A 16,924-nucleotide genomic window follows, 5' to 3' on the forward strand; every position below is an offset into this window, starting at 1 on the left:
TCACCCGATCTGGGAGGCGGCCCAGTCCAGGTAGGCGCCCGGCAGCTCGCGCAGGATGCCGAGGGCCTCGGACTCGGGCAGGTCCGGCAGCGCGCGCACCGCCTGCCCGGCCAGCGACGTGCAGTGCGCGAGGGTGTCGGCCACCAGGCTCGTCTGCCGCAGCTGCGCCAGCAGCCCGGTCAGCTCCGCGTCGGTCAGCTCACGGCCGCGGCGCGCGAGCAGGGCGCGCTGGTCCTCGGTCAACGCGCGCAGCAGCGGGAACGTGTAGACGCCCTGGCGGAGGTCGTTGCCGACCGGCTTGCCGAGCCGCTGCGAGGTGGACGCCAGGTCCAGCAGGTCGTCGAGGACCTGGAACATCAGCCCGAACAGCGCGCCGAAGCGGGCCATCGCGTCGGTGGTCGCCTCGTCGGCGTCGGCGCAGTGCGCGGCCAGCACGCAGCCGACCTCGAACAACGCGCCCGTCTTCAGCTCGATGGACCGCAGGGCGTTCTCCGGGCTGCGGTGCGCGTCGTAGAGGTCGACGACCTCCAGCACCTGGCCCTCGACCAGGTCCGTCACGGCCTGGGCGAGCCTGCTCGCGGCGAACGGCGAGATCCGGTCGAGCGCGGCCTGGCTGGCGCGGGCCAGCATGAAGTCGCCGACCAGCACGGCGGGGCCCGTGCCCCAGTCCGCGTTGACCGTGCGCACGCCGCGCCGTTCCTCGGCGTTGTCCATCAGGTCGTCGTGCACCAGCGAGCCGGCGTGCAGCAGCTCGACGCAGGCGGCGGCGGTGACCGCCTTGTCGGTGATGCGACCGGACACGGCCAGCGACCCGGCCAGGACCAGCACCGAGCGCAACCGCTTGCCGCCGGCCGCGGTGATGCGGCCGGAGAAGGTGTTGACGATCGGCAGGGACGACGACGTCGCCAAGGCCCGGATCTCGTCCTCGACCCTCGGCAGCGCCCGGGCGAGCGCCGGCATGGTCGGCATGGTCGACTGCGCTTCGTTCGACTGCACTGTGGACACACGGTGATCGTCGCTCGCGGCGCCTGAGAGCCCGCTGAGACCGCCGCCCGACCGCCGCCGAACGCCGCGCTCAGAGCACCGAGATGGCGACCGCGAAGCAGAGCACGGCGAGGCTGAGCACCAGGTGGACGAGCGAGGGCACCTCGGGCCGGCCGCCGGGGCACCGCACCGGCTCGCTCACCACCGGGAGCCTGCCTCTCGCGGCGTCGGCCGCGGCCACCGGCCGGACGACGCGGTCCTCGAGTGCGACGCCCGTTCCGAATAGGACGGACGAACCCGCCGCAGCACGCATGTGCGAGTCATCGACTTTCCTTCCCGACACATTCCCCACGCCTTTGGCGTCGGAATCGCGGGTCGACCCGTTACTCGTTATCACGCTTTCGCAGACTCTCTTCCACCGCTGACAGCAGCCGGGCCCGGTCCTGCCGGGCCAGCCGCCTCCGTTCCCGCTCACGCACCCATGCTCGCACGTCGTCGGCACCCAGGCCGACCGCTTCCCGGTAGAAATCCTCCTCGAACCACCACCACACCCGAATGCCGTACCGGGCAATGCGCACGGGCTGTTCCCGACGCAACACGTCGAGTGACGAAAAATCGGCGACCAGCACCGGAGGACATCCCGTGCCGACGAAGAAATGCCTTTTCCGGAACCCGAATCGGCGGTGGGTGAAGAATCCGGCGTTCGGGTCGGGCGCCGGTCCGCCGGGCGAGGTCACGGGCCGTGGTCGGGCGAACGCGGGCGTCTCCGGCCACGACCGGCGGCGCACCGCCACCACCGCCCCGGCGGTCGCCAGGACCACGAGCACCACGACGACACCGACCACGACCCCGGACATGCCCAAGACCCCCAAAGCGAGCGGTCGCGGAGCGCTCCACCTGGCAGACTCCCCTGCCGTGACGCTGACCGTCTCGTTCATCTGCACCGGCAACATCTGCCGTTCCCCCGTGGCCGCGATCATATTCCGCGAGCACCTGCGCCGGGCCGGCCTGGGTGATCTTGTGGAGGTGACCAGCGCGGGCACCGGCGGGTGGCACGTCGGCGACCCGGCCGACCCCCGGGCGGCGAAGTCGTTGGCCGACAACGGCTACCCGACCGAGCACAGCGCCGCCCAGGTCGACGACAACCACCTCGACGCGGACCTGCTGGTGGCGTTGGACAGCGGGCACGCGCGGGCGCTGCGGCGGCTGGTCGGCGACCCGGAGCGGGTCCGGCTGCTGCGCTCGTTCGACCCCGACGCGGACGGCGTGGACGTGCCCGACCCGTACTACGGCGACAAGGCGGGCTTCGACCGCGTGGTGGAGATGGTGGAGGCCGCGGTCCCGGGCCTGCTGACGTGGGTGCGCGAACGCCTGTGACACCGGCGGAGGCGGCGGCGGAGCTGACCGGGGTGCCGGCCACCGGGGTCCGGCGGCTCGGCGGGACCGTGTGGGAGGTCGACCTCGCCGACGGCGACCTGGTGGTCGTGAAGCGGCACGACGAGCCGGACGCCCTGCTGGCGGAGGCCGCTTCACTGGAGTGGCTGGCCGAGCCCGAGGGCCCGCCGGTGCCGCGGGTGCGCGGCCACGGCGGGCAGTGGCTGGTGATGGACCAGGTGGCACGCGGCCTGCCGTCGCCCGCGGCCGCCGAGGAGTTCGGCCGCCGTCTCGCCGCGCTGCACGCGACCGGAGCCCCGGCGTTCGGGGCGCCGCCGCCCGGCGGGCCGACCGAGGCGTCGATCGGCCTCGCGCCGATGCGCAACGTCCCGTCCGACGACTGGGCCGAGTGGTTCGCCGAGCACCGGATCGCCCGCTACGCCCGGCTCGCGGTGGACGCGGGCGCGTTGACCGCCGCCGAGGCCCGGACCATCGAGGGCGTGCGGGTCGAGGCTCCGGACGAACCGCCCGCCCGCCTGCACGGCGACCTGTGGAACGGCAACGTGCACTGGGCCGCCGACGGCCGCGCCTGGCTGATCGACCCGGCCGCCCACGGCGGCCACCGGGAGAGCGACCTGGCCATGCTCGCCCTGTTCGGCTGCCCCCACCTGGACCGCGTGCTCGCCGCCTACGACGAGGCCGCGCCGCTGGCCGACGGGTGGCGCGAACGGGTGCCGCTGCACCAGCTGTTCCCGGTGCTCGTGCACGCCGTGCTGTTCGGCCGCGGCTACGCCCAACAGGCCTTGTCGGCCGCGCGATCGCTGCCAGGATGACCGGATGGGGATCAAGGCGTTCGACCGCGACGACTGGCGCTGGCTCAACGAACCGCGCACGTGGAGCGACCGGGACGGGCTCACCGTCACCAGCGACCCGGAGACCGACTTCTGGCGAACCACCCACTACGGCTACGACCGCGACAGCGGCCACGTCCTCGGCGCGCCGCTGACCGGCGACTTCACCGTCACCGCCTCGTTCACCGCGGACTACGCCGCCCAGTACGACCAGGCCGGCGTCGCGCTGTGGCTCGACGACCGCAACTGGATCAAGGCGGGCGTGGAGCTCGTGGACGACGAGTTCCAGGTGAGCACGGTCGTGACCAGGGACTTCTCCGACTGGTCGGTGGTGCCGGCCGGGCGCGTCGACCGGGTGACGATCGCGGCGGTGCGCGAGGGCGACGCGGTGACCGTCCGCTACGGCGTCGGCGACGCCGAGCCGACGACCCTGCTGCGGCTCGCGTACTTCCCGCCCGAGGTCGAGGTGCTGGTCGGGGTGATGGTCGCGGCGCCGACGGGCCCTGGCTTCACCGTCCGCTTCGACCGGGTGCAGGTCACAACGGCCTAGGGCTTACCGTGGTCACGTGCGGTTGAGGTTCCTGTTGCAGCCCGGATGGCTGGCGTTGACGCTGGCGGTCTGGGTGTTCGCGGGCGCGTGCTTCACGCTGCTGGCGCCGTGGCAGTTCGACCGCGACACCGAGCGCGACGCCCAGAACAACGCGGTCACGTCGTCCCTGCGCACCGACCCGGTGCCGGTCGCCACGCTGCTCGACCGGCCCGCCGCCGAGGTGGAGTGGCGGCGCGTGACGCTGACCGGCCGCTACCTGCCCGAGGGGCAGGCGGTGGCCCGGCTGCGGACCGTGCAGGGTGAGGCGGCGTTCGAGGTGCTGACGCCGTTCCGGCTGGCCGACGGGCCGACGGTGCTGGTCGACCGGGGTTACGTGCGGCCGGTCAACGGCATCAAGGTGCCCGACCTCAAGCCCGTGCCGACCGGTGACGTGACGCTGGTGGCGCTGGTCCGCCGGGACGAGTCGGACACCCGGGAGGCGTTCCAGGAGGACGCGCACCGGCAGGTGTACTCGGTGAACTCCGCCGTGGTCGGCCGGGCCGCGGGGCTCGAACTGCGGCCGGGCTACTTCCAGCTCACCGAGGGCCAGCCCGGTGTCGAGGAGTCCCTGCCGCTGCCGAAGCTCGACGCGGGACCGTTCTTCTCCTACGCGTTGCAGTGGATCGCGTTCGGCGCGATGGCGCTGGGCGGCTGGCTGTACTTCACCGTCCGCGAGATCCGGCCCGGCGGCGCGCTGGGCGAGGAGCCGGGCAAGGCGAAGGTCAGGCGCAAGTCCGTCGCCGAACAGCTCGCCGAAGACGAGGCCGCGCCAGCGCGATGAGCGCGGTCACGGCCGCCGCCGACGCGCCGACCACCCGCGACAGCTCCACCGCCCGGGTCACGTGACCCGCGTCGGGGTTGCGGCCGTGCCCGAGCACCGGCCGGTCCTCCGCGCCGTGCGCGTACACCGTGCGCCCGCCGAGCCGGACCTCCAACGCGCCCGCGAACGCCGCCTCGACCTGCCCCGCGTTGGGGCTCGGGTGCGCCGCCGCATCCCGCCGCCAGGTCCGCCACGCCTCGCCCGCGGACCCGCCGACGACCGGCGCGCCGGCCGCCGTGAGCAGCGCGGCCAGCCGGGAGGGCAGCAGGTTCGCCACGTCGTCCAGCCGTGCGGCGGCCCAGCCGAACCGGCGGTAGCGCTCGTTGCGGTGGCCGACCATGGCGTCGAGCGTGTTCGCCGCGCGGTAGCCGAGCAGGCCGGGCACGCCCGCGACCGCGCCCCAGAACAGCGGGGCCACCACGGCGTCGGACGTGTTCTCCGCCACGGACTCGACGGTCGCCTTCGCCAGGCCCATCGTGTCGAGCTTGCGCGGCTCGCGCCCGCACAGGTTGGGCAAACGATTGCGCGCCGCTTCGAGGTCGCCGCCGTCCAGCTCGCGGCCCATCGCGGTGCCCTCGTCGGCCAACGACGACCCGCCGAGCACGATCCAGGTGGCGGCGGCCGTGCTCAGGGCCTCGAAGACCTGGCTGCGCCTGCCGAGCCGCTCGACCGCGAGGCCGGCGAGGACCGTGCCGCCGACGAGCACCGCCGTGTGCGCCACCCCGCCCGCCCGGTGGTCGCGGTACAGCTTGCGCTCCAGCGCCGCCGCCGCCCGACCGAATCCCGCTACCGGGTGATACCTCTCGGGGTCGCCGAACACCGCGTCAGCGGCCACGCCCAGCACCAACCCCACCGCGCGCCCCAGACTCACACGGGCACGGTAGCCCGCACGTGTCGGACCGCCGCATTAGGGTGGCGCACCGTGGAACCAGCCGGCCGCCTCAAGCTCTACGCGTACCTGGACGCCCGTGATCACCAGCGCACGTACCTGGCGATCATGCGGTTGTTCACGTCCACGCTGCTGGCCGACCTGTCGGCGGGCGAGGTCGCGGGCGCGTTGGCGGGCGCCGAGCGGGAGGGCCGGGTCGAGGCGGGCGAGTCGCGCATCGAGAACGTGATCAACCGGCTCCGGCAGCTGGTCGAGTGGGGCAACCTGGTGCAGGGCAGGCGCGAGGTGGTGGCCTCCAGCATCGCCGAGTTCCAGCACGGCAGCGTCCGCTACCAGGTCAGCAAGCTCGCGGTCCGGGTGCAGCGCGACGTGGACGAGCTGCTGCGCGTGCCCGAGGGCGCGCGGGAGGTGTCGCGGGAGCTGCTGCCGGCCGTGGAACGCGGCCTGGACCGGCTCGGGCAGTCGCTGTCGGAGGCGTTGATCAGCGGCGCGCCCCGCTCGCGCGAGGTGCTCGCCGAGCAGGTCACCACGCTGTTCCTCCAGCACGCCGAGCTGGCCGCGACCGTGCGCGACTTCTACGCCTACCTGGGTCAGGTCGTGACGCGGCACCACCTCGCGCCGGAGGAGATCTCCGGGTTCCGCAACCTGCTGGTCGAGTACATCCAGATGGTCGTGGAGGACGTGCTGCGGCACACGCCGGCCATCGCGGACGCCCTGGCCCGGGTCACCTCCGCGCGGTCCGAGCTGCTGCGCCTGCTGGGCCGCGCCGACCTCGGCGACCAGGTCGAACGGGCCCGCGGGCGGTCCGCGGAGGACTGGCAGGACCTGACCGACTGGTTCGTGGACCGGCCGGGGCGGCCGAGCCAGGTGACGGCGTTGCGGGAGGCCACGGCGCGCGCGATCGGGTCGCTGCTGGCGAGCGTGAAGCGGGCGACGTCCGGCGGCGGGCTGCTGCCGAGCCGGCGGGCCGAGCTGCTGAAGCTGGCCGGGTGGTTCGACTCGGGCACGCGTGAGCAGGCGCACGAGCTGTACGCGGCGGCGTTCGGGCTGTACGCGGCGCGGCACGTGTCGCCGGCGCCCGAGCACGACCGGGACAACGAGCGCACGCCGTGGCGCGACGGGCCGGTGGTCGACGTGCAGGTGAGCGTGCGCAGCCGCGGCGATCGAGGCGCGCGCGGGCGGACGTCGCGGATCCTGGACGACCCGATGACCGAGCAGTCGCTGCTGGCCGAGGCGCGGGAGGCCGACGAGCGGCGGGCGGCGTCCGTGGCCGAGCTGGCGGCGGCGGCTCCCCGGCTGTCGTCCACGACGTTGTCCGGTGAGGCGCTCGAGGTGCTGTGCGAGCTGCTGACCCTGGCGATGGCGCAGCGCGACACCGCGGCCGACTCGGGTTCGGCGACGGACCCGGTGCGCGGGCTGCGCGTGACCGTCTCGCACGCCGCCGGGCGTTCCACGCGGATCCGTTCGGCGGCGGGCACGTTGACGCTGCACGACTCGACGTTGGTGCTCGACTGATGTTCGACGACCTCTCCGAGATCGACGCGGCGAACGTGGTGCGCTGCGCCCGCACCCTGCTGCGGCGACCGCTGCTGCGCGCCGACGGGCCGGACGGCGAGCTGTTGACGCTGGTCTACCGGCACCGGGCGGCGTTGCAGGACCTGTTCGCCCGGCAGCTGGGCTACCGGCTCGTGGTGGAACGGCGGTTCGCGCGGCTCTACAAGGCGGGTCCGGGCGCCGACGACTCGCGCGGCGTGCTCGGCATGTCGCCGCGCGGGTACGCGTACGTGGCGCTGACCATGGCGGTGCTGACCGGGATCGGGCGGCAGGCGCTGCTGTCGCGGCTGGTGGCGGACATCCGTGCGGCGGCGGTGGAGGCCGGGCTGACCGTGGTGGACGACGTGGCGGACCGGCGGGCGCTGACGGCGGCGTTGCGGCACCTGGTGTCGCTCGGCGTGCTGCACGAGACCGAGGGCACGGTGGACGTGCAGGCCGAGGCGTTGATCACCATCGACACCGACCTGCTCGGGCAGCTGCTGACCGGCCCGGTCGCGGAGGCGTCGTCGCCGTCCCGGCTGGTGGAGCTGGCGGCCCGGCCCGGTCCGCGCGGCGTCGAGCACGCGGTGCGGCGCAAGCTGGTGGAGAACCCCGTGGTGCTGTACGCGGACCTGCCGCCGGAGCAGGCGGAGTGGTTGCGGCGCAACCAGCGCAAGGAGTCCGCGGTGCTGGAGACGTGCTTCGGCCTGCGCACCGAGTGCCGGGTCGAGGGCGTGCTCGCGGCCGATCCCGAGGACTACCTGACCGACCTGTACTTCCCCGGCACGTCCACGGTGGCGCGGATCGCGTTGCTGGCGCTGCCGGAGCTGCTGGAGGGCGAACCGCGCTCCGACGGGCGGCACGCCGTGGACCGGGGCGAGCTGCGGTCGGTGTGCTCGCGGCTGGTGGAGGACTACCCGACCGCGTGGTCCAAGCAGTTCACCGAAGACCTGGACCGCCTGGTCGACGAGGTGCTGGAGCTGTTGCGCCGCATGGGGTTGGCGGTCGCCTCGGAGGACGGGTGGCTGCTCAACGCCGCCGCGCACCGGTGGCTGCCCTCGCCCGACGGCGACCCCGAACGTGAAGTGGAGCCGGTGGTCGTGCCGGACGTGCCCAGCTGGTCGTTGTTCGATGAGGAGACCGCGTGAACAGGTGGCGGCTGCACAGGGGCGGCATCGTCAACATCTGGCAGTACACCGAGCAGACGTTCGACTTCTCGGGTGGGCGCGCGATCTTCCAGGGCACCAACGGGTCCGGCAAGTCGCGCACGCTGGAGCTGCTGCTGCCGCTGTGCCTGGACGGCGACCTGCGGCAGGTCGGCTCCAAGGGCTTCGACACGGTGTCGCTGCGGCGGCTCATGCTGGACGACTACGACGGCGGGCCGAACCGGATCGGGTACGCGTGGGTCGAGCTGACGCGCGGTGCCGGGGAGTACCTGACCTGCGGGTTGGGCGTGAAGGCGTCCAAGACCTCGCAGGCGATCACCGACTCGTGGCGGTTCATCACCTCGTCGCGGGTGGGACACGGGCTGACGTTGGTCGGCGCGGACCGCACGCCGCTGGGACCGGCGCAGTTGCGCGACCTGATCGGCGCGGACTGCGTGCTGGAGGAGGCGGCTTTCCGGGCGCGCGTGGCCGAGACCGTGTACGGCGTGCCCGCGCCCCGGTACGGCGACCTGCTGCACCTGCAGCGGACGCTGCGCAACCCGGACGTCGGGTTGAAGGTGCTGGAAGGGCAGCTGGAGCAGATCCTGTCCGACGCGCTGCCGCCGCTGGACCAGGCGATGGTCGAGCAGCTGGCGACGTCGTTCGACGACCTGGAGTCGATCCGGGAGAACATCACGCGGCTGTCGTCGGCGGACGCGGCGCTGGGCACGTTCTTGAAGACCTACTCGGACTACGCGTTCGGCGGGCTGCGCGCGGCGGCGGAGCGGTTGGGCGGCGCCGAGGACGGGGTGCGGAAGCTGGAGCGCGCGTCGGCCCGGCTGGCGGCGTCGTTGGAGGAGGCGCTGGCGGCGCGTGCGGCGGCGGAGCACTCGGTGGCGTCGTTGGAGGCCGGTGAGCAGCAGGCCGAGGAGACCATCGGCGCGCTGAAGGAGCTGCCGGCGTTCCGCGACCTCCAGGACTTGCAGACGCGCGAGAAGCTGGTGGCGGAGAAGCGTTCGTCGGCGGTGGCGGCGCTGGACATGGCGAACAAGCAGCGGGTGCAGGAGGACGGCGCGGTCGACGGCGTGCTGCGGCTGCTGCGGCGGTTGGCCGAGGACCTGGGTTCGGCTCAGGAGCTGGTCGAGCCGCTGCGCCACCACCTGCGCGTGGCCGGTCTCCCCGCGGACACCGTGCCGGACGTGCCGCGGGTGTCGAGTTCGGACGCGGTCGTGCGCACGGAGTCGGTGCGAGCCAAGCCGGACCCGGAAGCCGAGCCGCTGCCGATCGAACGCCGCGTGCCGCCTTCGGCGTCCGTCGACGAGGGGACGTTGGCGGAGGTGGCGGCGCGGACGTCGGAGATCGCTTCGGCGGCGCGGCAGCGCGGTGCGCTGGCGTTGGCGCTGGCGGCGCGGGCGGCCGAGCTGGATGCGGCGCAGCGGAAGGTGGAGGCGCTGCGGCAGACGGCGCGGGACGCGCAGCACGCGGCGACCGAGGCGGCGGCGTTGCGCAACCAGGAGGCGCAGGAACTGGCCGAGGTCGCCCAGGGGTGGTTGGCCGACGTCGAGTCGTGGCGCACCTCCGGCCCCCTGGCCACCTGCCACCCGGACTCACCCCTCCCACTGCCGACCTCCGTCGACCCGGCCACCGCCCGCACCCTGACCACCACCGCCCGCGAGTGGGTGGGTCCCCTGGTCACCGCCGCCAGGGACGACGCGCACCGGTCCGCCGGACGCCGGGCCGACCTGGTCACGTCGATCAACGGCCGGGACGCCGAACTGTCGCGCCTGCGTTCCGGAACGGCCCAAACCCCGACCCGAGGCCGCTTCACCGCGTCCGACCGGGACCAGACCACCGGCGCCCCCTTCTACCGCCTGGTCGACTTCCACCCCACCATCGACGACCGCTCCCGAGCGGGCCTGGAAGCAGCCCTGGAAGCGTCCGGCCTCCTGGACGCCTGGGTAACACAAACGGGTGAACCTGCCCCGAACATGTACGGAAACACTGTTACCACCACTCGGTTGAAAACCAGCGGACCCGCCGAAACCACCCCCGACCGCCCCGACCCAGCCGCCCCCACCACCCCAGCCGACCTCCCCGACCCAGCCGACCTCCCCGACCCGGCCCACCCCACCGCCTCGGCCCACCTCACCAACCCGACCCACCCCGCAGCCACCGCCCACCTCGCACCCCAGCCCGCAGCCGAACCCGACGCGACCGCCGCCCCGACCGACCCCGCACCCACCGCACCTGCCGCAGACCCCACCGCCACCCCGGCCGCACCCGCACCCGCACCGGACGTGCTGGCCGTCCCCGGCACCCCGGTCGACGGCCCGTCCCTGGCCACGGTGCTGATCCCGGCCGTCGAGCCGGCCTCACCGGTCCCGGCCGCGGTGGTGGCGGAGCTGCTCGCCTCGGTGTCCCTGCGGACCCTGGCCCCGGCCGGCGCCGCGTTCGCGGTGTCCCCGGACGGCCGCTGGCAGGCGGGCGTGCTGACCGGCGCGTGGCACAAGGACGCGGCGGAGTTCATCGGCGCGGGCGCCCGCGAAGCCGCCCGCCAGCGCCGGATCGCGGAACTCGAGGACGAGCTGGCCACCCTGCGCGCCGATCTCGGCGTGGCGGAAGCCGACCTGGCCGCCGCGCACGGCCTGGTCGAGCAGTGGGAGGCCCACCTCGACCGCTTCCCGGCCGACCGCGAGCTGGTCGCCCGCCACGGCCGCCTCCAGGCCGCCCAGGAATCCGCCGACCGCGCCGCCCGCCGCGCGGAGGAGCTGCGCGACGAACTCGCCACCGCCCAGGCGCGTGGCGAAGCCGCCGCCGCCGAAGTCGTGCGCCAGGCCGGCGACGCGGGCCTGCCCGCCACCACCGACGGCCTGCACCAAGCCCAGCAGGCGGCGGCCGAGGCGCAGCGCACGGCCGACCGGTTGGGCGACGTCCTGCGCCGCCAGTGCCGCGGCACGGTGGCCGACCTGACCGACGCGGCGCACCGGTACCACGCGGCCGTCGACGATCGGGCCGCGGCGGAGGCGGACGCGGAGGCGCGGTGCGTCGACTACGCGTCGCAGGCGTCCACGTTGGCCGAGCTGACCGACGCGATCGGCGGCGAAGCAAGGGAAATCGCGCACCAACTGTCCACTTTGGAGCGTTCACGGCGCGAGATGCGCGACGAGCTCAAGAGCGTGCGCGAACAAGTCACGTCGGCACGCGAGCAGGCCGCGAAGCTGAACGCCCAACTGGAGACGTCGGCCGAACAGCTCGCCACCGCCCGCGACGCCCTGACCCGCGCGACCGAGCACTTCAAGGCCACCGTGCAGGCGCCCGGCATCCTCGTCGCCGCACTGCCCGACACCCCGGACGACGTCACGTCGGTCCGCACGGCCCTGGCGGCGTCCGACCGGCGCGGCGCGGGCGAGGCCACGGTGATCACCAAGCTCCAGGCGCTCCAGACGTCGCTGGCCGGCAGCCACGACATCGCCGCCGAGCAGCACGTCGGCCTGCTCACCGTCACCGTCACCGGCGAGGAGGGCGCCCGCCCGGTCGCCGTCGCCGCCCGGCAGGTGACCGCGAAACTGGCCGAACAGCGCGGTTTCCTCGACGAGCAGTACCAGAACATCTTCGCCGACTACCTGATCCGCGACCTGGCCGAGTGGCTGCGCGGGCAGATCGCCGTCGCCGAGGACCTGTGCAAGCGGATGAACGAGGTGCTCGGCAAGGCCCGCTCCAGCCAGGGCGTGCACGTGAAGCTGGCGTGGAAGCCGTCGTCGGCGCTGGAGGAGGAGACGCGCGACGCGTTGGCGCTGGTCCGCCTCCCCTACGCGGAACGCGATCCCGAGCAGGACGCCACGCTGCGCCGCGTGTTCACCGAACGCATCGAGGCCGAACGCGACGCGCACACCGGCAACTACGCCGAGATCCTGTCCCGCGCCCTGGACTACCGGACGTGGCACCAGTTCACCGTCACGGTCGCCGACACCGGCCCGGACGGCAACCCGCGGGAACGCAGGCTGCGGCAGCTGTCGTCCGGCGAGACGCGGCTCATCTCGTACGTGACGCTGTTCGCCGCGGCGGCGTCGTTCTACGACGCGGTGAGCGGCGAGTTCTCGCCGTTGCGGCTGGTGCTGCTGGACGAGGCGTTCGAGCGGCTCGACGACCCGACGATCGCACGCATGCTCGGCCTGCTCGTCGACCTCGACATGGACTGGGTGATCACCTGGCCCAGCGGCTGGGGCGTGTCCGACAAGATCCCGCGCATGCACATCTACGACGTGCTGCGCCCCAAGAACGGGCGCGGCGTGGCGTGCACGCAGACCACGTGGGACGGCGCGGCGCTCGACCGGGTCGACCCCTAGGACGTCAGGCGGGGACCCGACGGGCGTCGCGGTAGGCCTGGGCCGCGGCCATCAGGGCGTCGAGCGCGTCACGGGTGCGCAGGAGCTCGTCGATGTGCGCGGAGAGCCGGTCGCGTTCGTCGGCCATGCGCTCCATCGCGGCGTCGGAGTTCTCGTCGCTGGGCGAGTCGACGCACGGCAGCAGCTCGATGATCGTGCGGCTGGACAGCCCGGCCGCGTACAGGCGCTGGACGAAGGCGACCCGCTCGACGTCGGCCTCCGTGTACTGCCGCTGCCCGCCCGCGCTGCGCGTGCTGCTGAGCAGTCCCTGCTCCTCGTAGTACCGCAGCGAACGGACACTGACCCCGGCCCGCGCCGCGAGATCACCGATCCGCATCCGACCCTCCCGACTGTGACACCGGCCGCACGACTTGCCTCTCACGTTGATGTCAGGTTTTAGCGTACCGGTCGGGCCCGTCGCGGCCCTCGACCAGTACGAAGGAGTTCCGGCATGACCACGCTGTTCGACCGCTACCGCCTCGGCGGTCTGGACCTGCCCAACCGGGTCGTGATGGCGCCGATGACCCGGGTCCGGGCCGCGGCCGGCGGTCTCGCGACCCCGTCCATGGCGACCTACTACGCCCAGCGCGCCACAGCCGGGTTGATCGTCTCCGAGGGCGTGCAGCCCAGCCTGATCGGGCAGTCCAACCCGGGCACGCCGGGCCTGCACACCGACGAGCAGGTGGCCGCCTGGCGGCCCGTCACCGACGCCGTGCACGTCAACGGCGGACGCATCTTCGCCCAGCTCATGCACGGCGGCCGGGTCTCGCACCCCGATACCACCGGTTTCCAGCCGGTCGGACCGTCCGCCGTCGCCGCCGTGGGCGACGTGTTCACCCCGAACGGGCCACAACCCGCGCCGGTGCCCCGCGCCCTGGAGACCGCCGAGGTGCCCGAGCACGCCCGTTCGTACGCCGAGGCCGCGCGGCGCGCCGTCGACGCCGGGTTCGACGGCGTCGAGCTGCACGGCGCGAACGGCTACCTGATCTCGCAGTTCCTGTCGTCCAACGCCAACCTGCGCACCGACCGCTACGGCGGCCCGATCACCCACCGCATCCGGTTCGCCGTCGAGGCGGTCGAGGCCACGGTGGACGCCGTCGGCGCGGAGCGCACCGCGATCAGGCTCTCGCCCGGGGCCACGTTCTGGGGCGTCGAGGAGACCGAGGTGCCGGAGCTGTACGCGGCCCTGCTCGCCGAGCTCGCCCGCTTCGACCTCGCCTACGTGCACCTGGAGGCGACCGCCGACGAGGAGGTGCTGATCGGGCTGCGCCGCGCGTGGCCGGGCACCCTGATCATGAACCCGGTGGTCCCGATGGGCCCGAAGCAGGCCGACCGGGCCGCCGCCGACCACTGGCTCGGCCTGGGCGCGGAGCTGATCAGCTTCGGCCGCGCCTTCATCGCCAACCCCGACCTGGTGGAACGGCTCCGCGCCAACCTGCCGATCGCGCCCGTCGACGTCGACACGTACTACCAGGGCGGCGACGCGGGTTACCTCACGTACCCGGCGTACCAGCACGCCGCCTGACCGGTGCGAGCGCCGTCGTCAGACCACGTGACTGGGGGTGCGGCGGCGCACACCACCCGCGGCCAGGAACTGGGCCACCGGCAGCGTCGCCGCGCCGAGCGCGACCGACTCCGGGCCCAGTTCGCACAGGGTGATCGACGCCTGCTCGAACGGTCGGTGCAGGGCGTGGCGGGAGGCCTGGGCGCGGACGTCGTCCAGGATCCGCTCGCCGAGCAGGAGCCCGGCCCAGCCGCCGACGATCACCTGGGACGGGTTGAACAGGTTGATCAGGTTGGCGATGCCGAGGCCCGCGTACCGGGCGGTCTCGGCGAGGACGTCGCGCGCCGCCCGCGAACCGTCCGCGACCAGCGCCGCCAACGCCGCCTCCTGCTCGGCGGGCACGTCCGCCTTCACCGCGCGGTACCGCTGCACCACGGCCGACGCGCCGATGTACGCCTCCAGGCACCCGTGCGCGCCGCACCGGCACGGGCGGCCGTCCAGCGCGACCGTGGTGTGGCCCCACTCCCCCGCGCCGCCCGACGAACCGCGGTACAGCACGCCGCCGGTGATGACGCTCGCGCCGACGCCCGACCCGATCAACGCGACCACCGCGTCACCCGTGCCGCGGCCCGCGCCGAACCAGACCTCCGCCTGCCCCAACGTGTTCGCGCCGTTGTCCAGGAACAACGGCAGGTCGGTCCCGGTCCGCAGCAGCTGTTCCAGCGCGACGCCCCGCCAGCCGACGGTCTGCGCGTACACCAGCCCGTGCTCGACCTGCCCCGGCACGCCGATGCCGACGCCGAGCACGTCGCCGACCCCGCTGACGGCGAGGCACCGGTCGAGCCCTTCGAGGACCCGCCGCGCCACGTCGTCGACCGAGTGGACGTCCGGCTCCATCGGGAACGTCGCCTCCGCCAGCCGTTGCAGCGTCAGGTCGAACACCTCGACCAGCACGTGCGTCTCGCCGACGTCGACACCCACCACCGCCGCGTGCGCCGGGTCGACGCGCAGCAGCACGCGAGGTCGCCCGCCGTCCGAGTCGACCTGCCCGGCCTCCACCACGACGCCGTCGGTCATGAGCTCGGCGACGACGTTGCTGACCGACGCCTGGCTGAGCCCGGTGGCGCCCGCGAGTTCCTGCCGGCTGCGCGGTTGGTCGAAGTACAGCGCGCGCAACACCCGCGCCCGGTTGCCGGCACGCAGGTCGCGCACGGTCAGCTTGCGGTGCACGGCGACCCCCATCGGGCGAGTTGGACCACGGCCGCCACACGGGCGCGCAGACGTCCCGACGTTAGTCGGTCGCGAACCGCTTGGCGTCCCATTTGCCGTGCGCTTCCAGCAGTTTCCGCCCGATACGCTGAAGATCGGCGAGGTCTCGGTCACTCAGCGGCGCGGCGAATTCCTCGGCGACCGCGTCCCGGTACGCGGGGGCGCTCGTGGCCGCCAGCACCTGCCGCCCGGCGTCGGTCAGCACGGCGTGGACGACCCGGCGGTTGTCCGGCGGCTGCTCGCGCACGACCCAGCCGCGCCGCACCAGCCGTTCGACCAGTCGCGTGACGCCGCTCGGGCTGACCGCGAGCAGGTCGGACAGCTCGGACATGAGCAGCCGGCCGTTCATGTGGATCCGGTACAGCGCCTCGTGCTCCAGCAGCGAGCACCCGGCGACGGCCTCGATCCGCCGTTCCACGGCGACCCGCACGGCGTCCACGCCCTGCTGGACGTACAGCCACGCCAGCAGGGCGTCGCTCGGCTCGCGTCGGCTCACGGTCGCACTCTAGCAAACTCGCTTGACCGGCGAACACTTTCAGAGTCAACCTTTGCTCATGGAACTCACACTCGTCACCGGTGCGACCGGGGCCCAGGGCGGAGCCGTGACCCGCGCTCTCCTGGCCCGCGGCCACCGCGTCCGCGCCCTCACCCGCGCACCGCACAGCGTTGCGGCGCAAGGACTTCGCCGACTCGGCGCCGAACTCGCGCACGGTGACTTCGACGATCCTGCGTCTCTTCGCGCGGCCCTGCGCGGCGTCCGCGCGGTCTTCGTCGTGACGACGCCGTTCGGCAGCGACCCGGGCGGCGAGACCCGTCACGGCATCGCGGTGGTCGACGCGGCGCGGGACGTGGAGCACATCGTGTTCACCTCGGCGTCCAACGCCGACCGCCGCACCGGCATCCCGCACTTCGACAGCAAGCAGCGCATCGAGGAGCACCTGGTCACCGCCGGACCGCGGTGGACGACCCTCGGGCCGGCGGCGTTCATCGACGACAAGTTCGGCGAGTGGACGTTGCGCGGCCTGCGCGAGGGCACGTTCTACCTGCCCATGCCCTCCGACCGCCCGCTGCACCTGGTCGCCGTCCGGGACATCGCCGCCGTCGCCGTGCTGGCCCTGGAGCAACCCGACCGGTTCGCGGGCAGGCGCCTGGACCTGGCCGGCGAGGCCCTCACCCCGGCGGACATGGCGGAGGCCCTGACCAGGGCCACCGGCCACCCGATCCACCACCACTGCCCGCCGTTGGAGGTGGTGGCCCGGTACTCCGCGGACCTCGCGGCGATGTTCGGCTACTTCACCGAGGTGGGCACCGACATCGACCTGCGCCGACTGCACGCCGAACTGCCGGAGATCACCTGGACCCGGTACGCGGACTTCGTGCGCCTACTGCCCTGGCCCGCCCTGCTCCAGCCCGCCTGACCCACCGACCTGCACCGAACCGCCCGACCCGCGCCGGCCACCCTGCGCGGGCCCAACCTCCACCGGCCCGCCCTGCGCCCGCCCGCCAGCCGCCCTCTGCCGCTCGCCCGACTACGCCAGCCCAACAGGTGCCAGCCGGACCCGCGCCCGCCTGACCCGCGCT

15 protein-coding genes are annotated in these 16,924 nt (G+C 73.8%); 9 read left to right on the forward strand and 6 right to left on the reverse strand.

The annotated features are described in order from the left end of the window. Together ABTZ99_RS09970 and ABTZ99_RS09975 are read right to left on the reverse strand one after the other, a co-directional pair. Positions 1 to 1,005 (reverse strand): polyprenyl synthetase family protein, encoded by a 1,005-nt coding sequence (locus ABTZ99_RS09970; RefSeq protein ID WP_498774529.1) that lies wholly within the window; start codon positions 1,003 to 1,005, stop codon positions 1 to 3. Between the two features lie 362 nt (positions 1,006 to 1,367). Then, positions 1,368 to 1,841, reverse strand: coding sequence for a hypothetical protein (locus ABTZ99_RS09975; protein ID WP_498774527.1), 474 nt, complete (start codon positions 1,839 to 1,841; stop codon positions 1,368 to 1,370). A 64-nt stretch (positions 1,842 to 1,905) separates the two neighbouring features. On the opposite strand from ABTZ99_RS09975, the gene ABTZ99_RS09980 reads away from it, so the two are divergent. From ABTZ99_RS09980 to ABTZ99_RS09995, 4 genes are read left to right on the forward strand one after another with little or no spacing between them, the layout of a single operon-like run. Further along, positions 1,906 to 2,361, forward strand: coding sequence for a low molecular weight protein-tyrosine-phosphatase (locus ABTZ99_RS09980; protein WP_498774652.1), 456 nt, complete (start codon positions 1,906 to 1,908; stop codon positions 2,359 to 2,361). Further along, entirely contained in the window at positions 2,358 to 3,191 is an 834-nt protein-coding gene (locus ABTZ99_RS09985; protein ID WP_499610094.1) for a fructosamine kinase family protein, read from the forward strand. The genes ABTZ99_RS09980 and ABTZ99_RS09985 overlap by 4 nt, the downstream gene beginning before the upstream one ends. A 4-nt stretch (positions 3,192 to 3,195) precedes the next feature. Then, positions 3,196 to 3,759: a DUF1349 domain-containing protein gene (locus ABTZ99_RS09990; RefSeq protein ID WP_499610096.1), complete on the forward strand. Its 564-nt coding sequence runs from the start codon at positions 3,196 to 3,198 to the stop codon at positions 3,757 to 3,759. 16 nt (positions 3,760 to 3,775) lie between these two features. After that, complete coding sequence (locus ABTZ99_RS09995; RefSeq protein WP_499610099.1) at positions 3,776 to 4,579, forward strand: SURF1 family cytochrome oxidase biogenesis protein; 804 nt, start codon at positions 3,776 to 3,778, stop codon at positions 4,577 to 4,579. Here ABTZ99_RS09995 and ABTZ99_RS10000 read toward each other — a convergent pair. Continuing rightward, a complete protein-coding gene (locus ABTZ99_RS10000) occupies positions 4,521 to 5,489 on the reverse strand; it encodes a cobalamin biosynthesis protein (RefSeq protein ID WP_498774519.1) in 969 nt (322 codons plus the stop codon). The genes ABTZ99_RS09995 and ABTZ99_RS10000 overlap by 59 nt on opposite strands. Positions 5,490 to 5,540: 51 nt before the next feature. On the opposite strand from ABTZ99_RS10000, the gene ABTZ99_RS10005 reads away from it, so the two are divergent. Genes ABTZ99_RS10005 through ABTZ99_RS10015 form a run of 3 tightly spaced genes read left to right on the forward strand, consistent with a single transcriptional unit; the run spans position 5,541 to position 12,531 of the window. Further along, entirely contained in the window at positions 5,541 to 7,022 is a 1,482-nt protein-coding gene (locus ABTZ99_RS10005; protein ID WP_499610102.1) for a DUF2397 domain-containing protein, read from the forward strand. Beyond that, positions 7,022 to 8,188, forward strand: coding sequence for a TIGR02678 family protein (locus ABTZ99_RS10010; protein WP_499610104.1), 1,167 nt, complete (start codon positions 7,022 to 7,024; stop codon positions 8,186 to 8,188). The genes ABTZ99_RS10005 and ABTZ99_RS10010 overlap by 1 nt, the downstream gene beginning before the upstream one ends. Then, positions 8,185 to 12,531: an SbcC/MukB-like Walker B domain-containing protein gene (locus ABTZ99_RS10015; protein WP_499610106.1), complete on the forward strand. Its 4,347-nt coding sequence runs from the start codon at positions 8,185 to 8,187 to the stop codon at positions 12,529 to 12,531. Before ABTZ99_RS10010 ends, ABTZ99_RS10015 begins: the two co-directional genes overlap by 4 nt. Before the next feature lie 4 nt (positions 12,532 to 12,535). On the opposite strand, the gene ABTZ99_RS10020 is transcribed toward ABTZ99_RS10015, so the two are convergent. Then, a complete protein-coding gene (locus ABTZ99_RS10020) occupies positions 12,536 to 12,907 on the reverse strand; it encodes a MerR family transcriptional regulator (protein ID WP_498774511.1) in 372 nt (123 codons plus the stop codon). Positions 12,908 to 13,021: 114 nt separating this feature from the next. Here ABTZ99_RS10020 and ABTZ99_RS10025 point away from each other — a divergent pair, with 114 nt between their 5' ends. Then, a complete protein-coding gene (locus ABTZ99_RS10025; protein WP_499610109.1) occupies positions 13,022 to 14,095 on the forward strand; it encodes an alkene reductase in 1,074 nt (357 codons plus the stop codon). A gap of 18 nt (positions 14,096 to 14,113) precedes the next feature. Here the strand turns inward: ABTZ99_RS10025 and ABTZ99_RS10030 are convergent, their stop codons facing one another. Next, a complete protein-coding gene (locus ABTZ99_RS10030; protein WP_498774507.1) occupies positions 14,114 to 15,316 on the reverse strand; it encodes an ROK family transcriptional regulator in 1,203 nt (400 codons plus the stop codon). A gap of 49 nt (positions 15,317 to 15,365) precedes the next feature. Continuing rightward, the gene (locus ABTZ99_RS10035) at positions 15,366 to 15,839 is read right to left on the reverse strand and encodes a MarR family winged helix-turn-helix transcriptional regulator (RefSeq protein WP_499610111.1); all 474 of its coding nucleotides are present in this window, start codon (positions 15,837 to 15,839) and stop codon (positions 15,366 to 15,368) included. Positions 15,840 to 15,897: 58 nt separating this feature from the next. Here ABTZ99_RS10035 and ABTZ99_RS10040 point away from each other — a divergent pair, with 58 nt between their 5' ends. After that, positions 15,898 to 16,761 carry an NmrA/HSCARG family protein gene (locus ABTZ99_RS10040; protein WP_499610113.1) on the forward strand — a complete coding sequence of 288 codons (864 nt, stop codon included), beginning with the start codon at positions 15,898 to 15,900 and terminating at the stop codon, positions 16,759 to 16,761. Positions 16,762 to 16,924 lie beyond the last annotated feature (163 nt).

The sequence above is a fragment of the Actinosynnema sp. NPDC002837 genome, assembly GCF_040295345.1.
Taxonomy (GTDB): Bacteria; Actinomycetota; Actinomycetes; order Mycobacteriales; family Pseudonocardiaceae; genus Actinosynnema.

Coding starts and splice junctions, on each gene's coding strand:
- ABTZ99_RS10025 (WP_499610109.1), top strand. CDS start 13,022: ATGACCACGCTGTTCGACCGCTACCGCCTCGGCGGTCTGGACCTGCCC.
- ABTZ99_RS09990 (WP_499610096.1), top strand. CDS start 3,196: ATGGGGATCAAGGCGTTCGACCGCGACGACTGGCGCTGGCTCAACGAA.
- ABTZ99_RS10020 (WP_498774511.1), bottom strand. CDS start 12,907: ATGCGGATCGGTGATCTCGCGGCGCGGGCCGGGGTCAGTGTCCGTTCG.
- ABTZ99_RS09975 (WP_498774527.1), bottom strand. CDS start 1,841: ATGTCCGGGGTCGTGGTCGGTGTCGTCGTGGTGCTCGTGGTCCTGGCG.
- ABTZ99_RS10030 (WP_498774507.1), bottom strand. CDS start 15,316: ATGGGGGTCGCCGTGCACCGCAAGCTGACCGTGCGCGACCTGCGTGCC.
- ABTZ99_RS10010 (WP_499610104.1), top strand. CDS start 7,022: ATGTTCGACGACCTCTCCGAGATCGACGCGGCGAACGTGGTGCGCTGC.
- ABTZ99_RS10040 (WP_499610113.1), top strand. CDS start 15,898: ATGGAACTCACACTCGTCACCGGTGCGACCGGGGCCCAGGGCGGAGCC.